Raw genomic sequence first — 7,132 nt, 5'->3', positions numbered from 1 at the left:
GATAGCGGCCATCGACCTGTTCGACCGTGCGGATCTCGGTGTGCGGGTTCAGCTGCGCGGGCACCGCGCCGCCGCCGATGGTGCGCTCGTAGAGCTGGGCGGCCATCAGCCGTTCTTCTTCCAGTAGTTGGCCTGCGCGGCGGCCAGCTGGGTGAGGAACTGGTCCACGTCGATCTTGCCCTTGATCAGCTGGTCGTTGACCGGGTTGAAGACCTCGTTGTTGTAGCCGGGGTAGTCGGCGTCGACACCGTCGAGCGGACGGCTCAACTCGTTCTCCGCCAACGCCTTGCCCACATCGGCCAGCTCCGGCGGCGCGGTCAGCTTGGCGTTCGGGGTGAGGTTCTTGGCCACCGAGGAGATCTTGCTCAGGTGCTCGTCACCGAGGAAGAACGCGATGAACTTCTCCGCGTTCTCCGCCTGCTTGGCGCGCTGCGGGATGGCGAAGCCGACGGTGGAGGACGGCACGTTCACCTTGCCGCTGATCGCCGGGAACGGCATGAACTTGAACTGGAAGCCCGGCGCGGCCTTCTTGCCGACCTCACTGGGCACCCAGCTGCCCACGTTGACGAAGTCCGCCTCGCCCTGCGCCCACTTCTCCTGCACGGCCGGGAACTTGCTGCCGTCGTAGCCGGGAATGAAGTAGCCGTTCTGCACCAGCTTGCGGACCTCGCCGAGCGCGTTCTTGACCGCCTCGGTGTTCCACGCGGTGCCCGCGTGGTCCTTGGCCAGCTCGGAGACCTTGCCGACGCCGAGCGCGCCCTGCAGCACCGCGATGGTCCAGTAGGAGTTGTAGTCACCGACATCGCCGTCCAGCGCGAGCGGGGTCTTGCCCTCGCTCTTGCGCTTGGCCAGCAGCTGGGTGAAGTCGGCCCACCGCGCCGGCGGCTTGCTCGCCACCTCCGGCAACGCCGCGCCGTTGTAGAACAGGCCGAAGCCGAGCAGGGTGTACGGCAGCATGAAGAGCTTGCCGTCCTTCTTGGCGTTGGTCAGGTACCGGTCCGGCACGACCTCGGAGATCTTCGCGCCGCCGGGCACCGTCGAGCCGTAGAGCCCGCCCAGCTCGCGGTGGGCGTTGTTGGCGACCAGGGTGGCCCGGATCTGGTTCTCCTCCTGGTCCACCAGGTCCGGCAGGTCGCCGCCGCGCAGTGCGGGGGCAACCTTCTTGAGCACGTCCCGGCCCTGCCACTCGATCTTGACCTCGATGCCGGTGCTCTTCTTGAACGCCTCCGCGGTCTCCTTGAGCACCTGCGCCTGCGGTTCGTTCTCCCGCCACATCGACCAGTAGGTCAGCGCCTTGTCGCCGCTGCCTCCCGCGCCTCCGCACGCCGCGACCGTCAGGCCAAGGCCCGCGGCCAGCAGCACGGACAGTGTCCGCCTGGCTGTCCTGGACGACTGGATCATGACTTCTCCCCTAGTCTCGCCGATGAGCGAAGAGTGGTCACAACTTGCGTGATTTCGCTCATGCTCGCGGTGAAATGCGCAGTAGTCAACACTACTGCGCGAACCGTAACCGCATGCCCGCCCTGCGTGACACCCGGTCTAAACCCGAACCACGTCCACCCCCCGTTCGGTGAACCGGCGCACGTCCTCCTCACTCGCGTCGACGTCGGTGACCAACACGTCCACGTCCTCGATACCGCAGATGCGGGCGAAGGCACTACCGCCGATCTTCGAGGAGTCGGCGACCACGACCACTTTCCGCGCCCTGGCCGCGAGCAGCCGGTTGATGCTGGCCTCGCCCTCGTGGTGGGCGGCGGCCCCGCTGACCGGGTCGATGGCGTCCACGCCGAGGAAGGTGATGTCCAGGGTCAGCTCGTCCAGGATCTTGGTGCCCAGCGGGCCGATCAGCTCATAGGACTGCGGACGGGCCACCCCGCCGGTGAGCACCAGTTTCACCTGCGGGCGCACCGCGAGCTCGTTGCCGATGTTGAGCGCGTTGGTGACCACGGTGATCGCGGTCTCGCCCTCCACGTGCGGCAGGTCGCCGCGGGTGGCCAGCGCGCGGGCCACCTCGGTGGTGGTGGTGCCGCCGTTGAGGCCGACCACCGAGCCGCGCGCGACCAGTGCCGCGGCCTCCTTGCCGATGCGCTGCTTCTCATCGGCGTGCCGCACCGACTTGTAGCGCAACGGCAGGTCGTAGGAGACCGCGTGCGCCACCGCGCCGCCCCTGGTCCTGGTCAGCAGCTGCTGTCCGGCCAGGTGGTCGAGGTCCCTGCGGATGGTCGCGGCCGAGGCGTCCAGCTCGGCGGCGATCTCGTCGACCTCCACCCGCCCGCGCTCGGCCAGGATCTCCAACAGGGTGTTCAGCCGCTCGTACCGGTTCACACGCACCTCCGCGACCATGATCGCGCATGCCACACTCGACTGTGAATGGTCGATCGTGCACTATTGTTGCTTATTGTGCGCACTTACACGCAGCAACGCGCATACTTCAGCGCATCTGGGGACCTACAGGGGACAAAGGGAGGCGCGCCATGACCGTGCAGCCGTTCGTGGTGACCGAGCTGAGCAGCCAGCCGGAATGCTGGCGCAGGGCCGCCGCGCTGGCCAGTGGACACGCCGGGGTCCTGCCGCGCGACGGGGAACGGGTCGCGGTGGTCGGCTGCGGCACCTCGTGGTTCATCGCGCAGGCCTACGCGGCGCTGCGCGAGTCGGCGGGGCGCGGGCACACCGACGCCTTCGCCGCCTCGGAGTACCCGGCAGGCCGCCGCTACGACCGGATCGTGCTGATCACCCGCTCCGGCACCACCACCGAGGTGCTGGACCTGGCGCGCCAGGTCAGCGACCCGACCGTGGCGATCACCGGCGACGCGGACACCCCGATCCGCACCGCGGCCGACGCGCTGGTGCTGCTGGACTTCGCCGACGAGCGCTCGGTGGTGCAGACCAGGTTCGCCACCACCGCGCTGGCGTTGCTGCGGGCCAGCCTCGGCGAGTCCCTGGACGCCGCGATCGCCGACGCCGAGGCCGCGCTGGCCGAGGAGCTGGCGCCGGAGCTGGTGGGCGCGGAGCAGTTCACCTTCCTCGGCCGGGGCTGGACCTACGGGATCGCGCAGGAGGCCGGGCTGAAGATGCGCGAGGCGGCCTGCGCGTGGACGGAGTCCTACCCGGCGATGGAGTACCGGCACGGCCCGATCAGCATCACCGGCCCGAACCGGGTGGCCTGGATGTTCGGCCAGGCGCCGGAGGGTCTCGCGGAGGACGTGGCCGCCACCGGCGGCGCGTTCCGGCAGCGCGCCGCCGACCCGATGGCCGAGCTGGTGGTGGTGCAGCGCCTCGCGGTGGCCATCGCGACGGCCAAGGGCCTTGACCCCGACCAGCCGAGGCACCTGACCCGTTCGGTGATCCTCGACCACTCCTGAAACCACCGCCACCGCTTGAGGAAAGGGCCAGCGCCGTGCCGTTGAGAGCAACCGGAGAGATCGTCGCCGCGGCCGCGCGGGAGGGCCGCGGCGTGGCCGCCTTCAACGTCATCCAGCTCGAACACGCCGAGGCCCTGGTGACCGGGGCCGAACGGGCAGGCGCGCCGGTGGTGCTGCAGATCAGCCAGAACTGCGTGAAGTACCACGGCGCGCTGGCCCCCATCGGCCTGGCCACCCTGGCGGTGGCCCGCGCGGCCGCGGTGCCGGTCGCGGTGCACCTGGACCACGCCGAGGACCCGGAGCTGGTGCGCGAGGCGGTGGCGCTGGGCTTCACCAGCGTCATGTTCGACGCGTCCACAATGGACTACGAGGACAACGTCAAGGCCACCAAGGAGATCGCCGAGCACTGCCACGCGCACGGGGTGTTCGTGGAGGCCGAACTCGGCGAGGTCGGCGGCAAGGACGGCGTGCACGCCCCAGGTGTGCGCACCGACCCGGACGAGGCGGCTGCCTTTGTCGCGGCCACCACGGTGGATGCCCTCGCGGTCGCGGTGGGCAGCTCGCACGCCATGCTCACCAGGGACGCCGCGCTGGACTTCGACCTGATCGCCCGCCTGCACGCCAAGGTCCCGGTTCCCTTGGTGCTACACGGTTCCTCCGGTGTGCCGGACGCTGATCTGACCACCGCAGTCGAGTCCGGCATGACCAAAATCAACATCGCCACCCACCTGAACAAGACCTTCACCGCCGCCGTGCGCGAGTTCCTGGCCGCCAACCCGTCCACAGTGGACACCCGCAAGTACTTCGCCGCGGGCCGGGAAGCCGTGGCCGTGGAAGCGGAGCGCCTGCTCGGCGTGCTGCGAGCCGCCCCGTGATCCTGACCGTCTCGCTGAACGCGGCCCTGGACGTCACCTACACCGTCGACGACCTGCAACCGCACACCACACATCGGGTACGCACGGTGCGCACCCGCGCGGGCGGCAAAGGCGTCAACGTCTCCAGGGTCCTGCACGCCCTCGGCCACAGCACCGTGGTCACCGGCCTGACCGGCGGCGACACCGGCCGGGCCATCCGCGCCGAACTGGCGGAGTCGGACCTGCCCTCGGCCCTGGTGGAGATCGCCGCGGAGTCCCGGCGCACGGTGGCCGTGGTCAGCGGCGGCGACGCCACCCTGTTCAACGAACCCGGCCCGGAGGTCACCGCGGCGGAGTGGGCCAACTTCCGGGAGCACTTCGCCGGCCTGGCCGCGACCGCCTCGGTGGTGGTCCTCTCCGGCAGCCTGCCCCCCGGCTTACCCGCCACGGCTTACCGCGAACTGCTGGAGATAGTGGACGGCCGCGCCCCCACCGTCCTGGACGCCGACGGCGACGCCCTGCGCCACGGCCTGGGCGGCAACCCCACCGCGATCAAGCCCAACGCCGCCGAGCTCCGCGCGGTGACCGGCATCGCCGACCCGGCCACCGCGGCCAGGGCCCTGGTCGCCGGCGGCGCGGAGGCGGTACTGGCCTCCGGCGGCCCCGCGGGCCTGCTGGCCATCACCGACGAGGGCTCCTGGCGCGCCCGCCCGCCCCGGCGACTGGCCGGGAACCCGACCGGGGCCGGGGACGCCTGCGTGGCGGCGCTGGCGGCCGGCCTGGCGCACGGACGGGAGTGGCCGCGGATCCTGCGCGAGGCGGCGGCACTGTCGGCGGCCGCGGTGCTGCATCCGCAGGCAGGGAGCTTTGATGCCGGGGCTTACGAGCGGTTCCTGCCGACGGTGATGGTCGAGATCGCCTGACCCAGTCGCCGGTCGGCCCGCTGCCGAGTCACGCAAGTCGCCCTTAAGACGACCGGTCATATTCGCGGCCTTCGTGCTCGCACACCGCATGCCGCAGGAGTCCGCCTAAGACGACCGGTCACCTTGCGCGCTGCCCCTTCCCCGCGCCGCTGGTAGGGCCGGAAGCAGGAAGCAAGGCACGCTGGCATAGATGACCGGTCGTCTTAACGAAGGGGCGAATATGACCGGTCGTCTTAAAGGCGGGGTTGTGATGTGCAGGCCGAGCTGAGCAGAAGTCGATGGTTGGCGACCCAAGCTCGCCCATCGCCGTAGGCGCTCGACTCCCGCCCACCAACCCCTCCTCAAGACGACCGGTCACATCAATCCCCACCCGCTCCCCCACACCCTCCGATCGTCGGGTCCCCTCATCCCCGAACCTGTGTAAGCCTGCCCCTACTGATCACTACTGCGCGAAACGACGAAGTTTCAGTCAGCTTTAATCAGGAGGCGTCATGACGGAGCAGGACCGGCCCACCTCATCGCTGTCGCGGCGGTCGCTGCTGGGCACCGGTGCCGCGGTCGCGGGACTGGGCATCGCGGGGCTGGGCACGGGCACGGCTGGAGCCACGCCGGGCGGCACGGCCGAAACCGGAGCTGACGAGGAACGCGTGCCACCCGCGCGCGGCAAGACCATGATCGGCGTGCCGTTCGCGCGGCACGAGACCGTGCGGGTCGGCATCATCGGCCTGGGCAACCGCGGCGCCTCGATGCTGCCGCTGTTCCTGGCCGTGCCCGGCGTCCGGGTCACCGCGCTGTGCGACACCAACCCGGCGGCGCTGGCCAAGGCGGCCAAGGCGGTCCGGGACGCGGGTCAGCCTGAACCGGCGACCTTCGGCAAGGGTGAGCGGGCCTACGAGCAGCTGTGCGGGCGCGAGGACGTGGACTTCGTCTACATCGCCACGCCGTGGGAGTGGCACGTGCCGATGTCCCTTGCCGCGATGCACGGCGGCAAGCACGTCGGCGTCGAGTGCCCGATGGCGCTGACCGTGGCCGAGCTCTGGCAGCTGGTGGACGCCTCGGAGCGGACCCGGCGGCACTGCATCCAGCTGGAGAACTGCTGCTACGGGCGCAACGAGCTGCGGCTGCTGCGCATGGTGCGGGCCGGGGTGTTCGGCGAGGTGCTGCACGGCGCCGGGGCCTACATCCACGACCTGCGCGAGCTGCTGCTCTCCGACACCTACTACGCCGCGGAGTGGCGGCGGGCCTGGCATACCAAGCTCAACGCCGACCACTACCCCACCCACGGGCTCGGGCCGGTGGCCGGGTACTTCGGCATCAACCGCGGTGACCGGCTGGTGCGGATCACCTCGATGGCCACCCCGGCGCTGGGCATGGCCGAGTACCGGAAGGCGCACGAGGAGCCGGGCGACTCCTCGTGGAAGGAGCACTACGTCAAGGGCGACACCACGATGAGCCTGTTGCAGACCGCCGGTGGCAAGGTGATCCGGTTGCAGCACAACGTGTCCAACCCCTACCCGTACAGCAGGCTCAACCAGGTCGCGGGCACCAAGGGCGTGTTCGAGGACTACCCGCCGCGGATCTACGTCGAGCCCAAGCACTCCGGGCACAAGTGGGGTTCCTTCGAGGACTTCAAGTCCTACGACCACTGGCTGTGGACCGACATCGGGCCGGGCCCCGGCGGGCACGGCGGCATGGACTACCTGATGCTCTACCGGACCATGCAGACCATGCGCCTGGGCCTGGTGCCGGAGGTCGACGTCTACGACTCGGCGGTCTGGAGCGCGCCGGTGCCGCTGAGCGCGGAGTCCATCCGGCGCAAGGGCGCGGCGGTGCCCATCCCGGACTTCACCAGGGGCCGGTGGCGGGATAGTTCCCGGCCCACCCTGGATTCACCCAAACCGGCGTAGCGCGGCCGACGGCGGTGCGACCGGATGAAAACGGTCGCACCGCCGTTACCAGCGCGTCTCCATACCGTGTGGTCCCACTGGCTAGG

General features: G+C 70.2%; 6 protein-coding genes. 4 read left to right on the top strand and 2 right to left on the bottom strand.

Annotated elements, in window-relative coordinates; translation table 11 throughout:
• Positions 1-105 precede the first annotated feature (105 nt).
• The gene (locus tag ACWDY5_RS30855) at positions 106-1,401 is read right to left on the bottom strand and encodes an ABC transporter substrate-binding protein (RefSeq protein ID WP_449725652.1); all 1,296 of its coding nucleotides are present in this window, start codon (positions 1,399-1,401) and stop codon (positions 106-108) included.
• Positions 1,402-1,539: 138 nt separating this feature from the next.
• A complete protein-coding gene (locus ACWDY5_RS30850) occupies positions 1,540-2,325 on the bottom strand; it encodes a DeoR/GlpR family DNA-binding transcription regulator (protein ID WP_185003687.1) in 786 nt (261 codons plus the stop codon).
• 149 nt (positions 2,326-2,474) lie between these two features.
• Here ACWDY5_RS30850 and ACWDY5_RS30845 point away from each other — a divergent pair, with 149 nt between their 5' ends.
• The 4 genes from ACWDY5_RS30845 to ACWDY5_RS30830 all read left to right on the top strand — a co-directional run bounded on the left by ACWDY5_RS30845 (position 2,475) and on the right by ACWDY5_RS30830 (position 7,046).
• Entirely contained in the window at positions 2,475-3,362 is an 888-nt protein-coding gene (locus ACWDY5_RS30845) for an SIS domain-containing protein (RefSeq protein WP_449725651.1), read from the top strand.
• Between the two features lie 35 nt (positions 3,363-3,397).
• Positions 3,398-4,237, top strand: coding sequence for a class II fructose-bisphosphate aldolase (locus tag ACWDY5_RS30840; RefSeq protein ID WP_449725650.1), 840 nt, complete (start codon positions 3,398-3,400; stop codon positions 4,235-4,237).
• On the top strand, positions 4,234-5,139 hold the full coding sequence (locus tag ACWDY5_RS30835) for a 1-phosphofructokinase family hexose kinase (protein WP_449725649.1): 906 nt from the start codon (positions 4,234-4,236) through the stop codon (positions 5,137-5,139). Before ACWDY5_RS30840 ends, ACWDY5_RS30835 begins: the two co-directional genes overlap by 4 nt.
• Before the next feature lie 491 nt (positions 5,140-5,630).
• Entirely contained in the window at positions 5,631-7,046 is a 1,416-nt protein-coding gene (locus tag ACWDY5_RS30830) for a Gfo/Idh/MocA family oxidoreductase (RefSeq protein ID WP_449725648.1), read from the top strand.
• The last annotated feature ends 86 nt before the right edge of the window (positions 7,047-7,132 follow it).

The sequence above is a fragment of the Crossiella sp. NPDC003009 genome (genome assembly GCF_053591555.1).
This window is presented reverse-complemented; position numbering and strand designations above follow the sequence as displayed.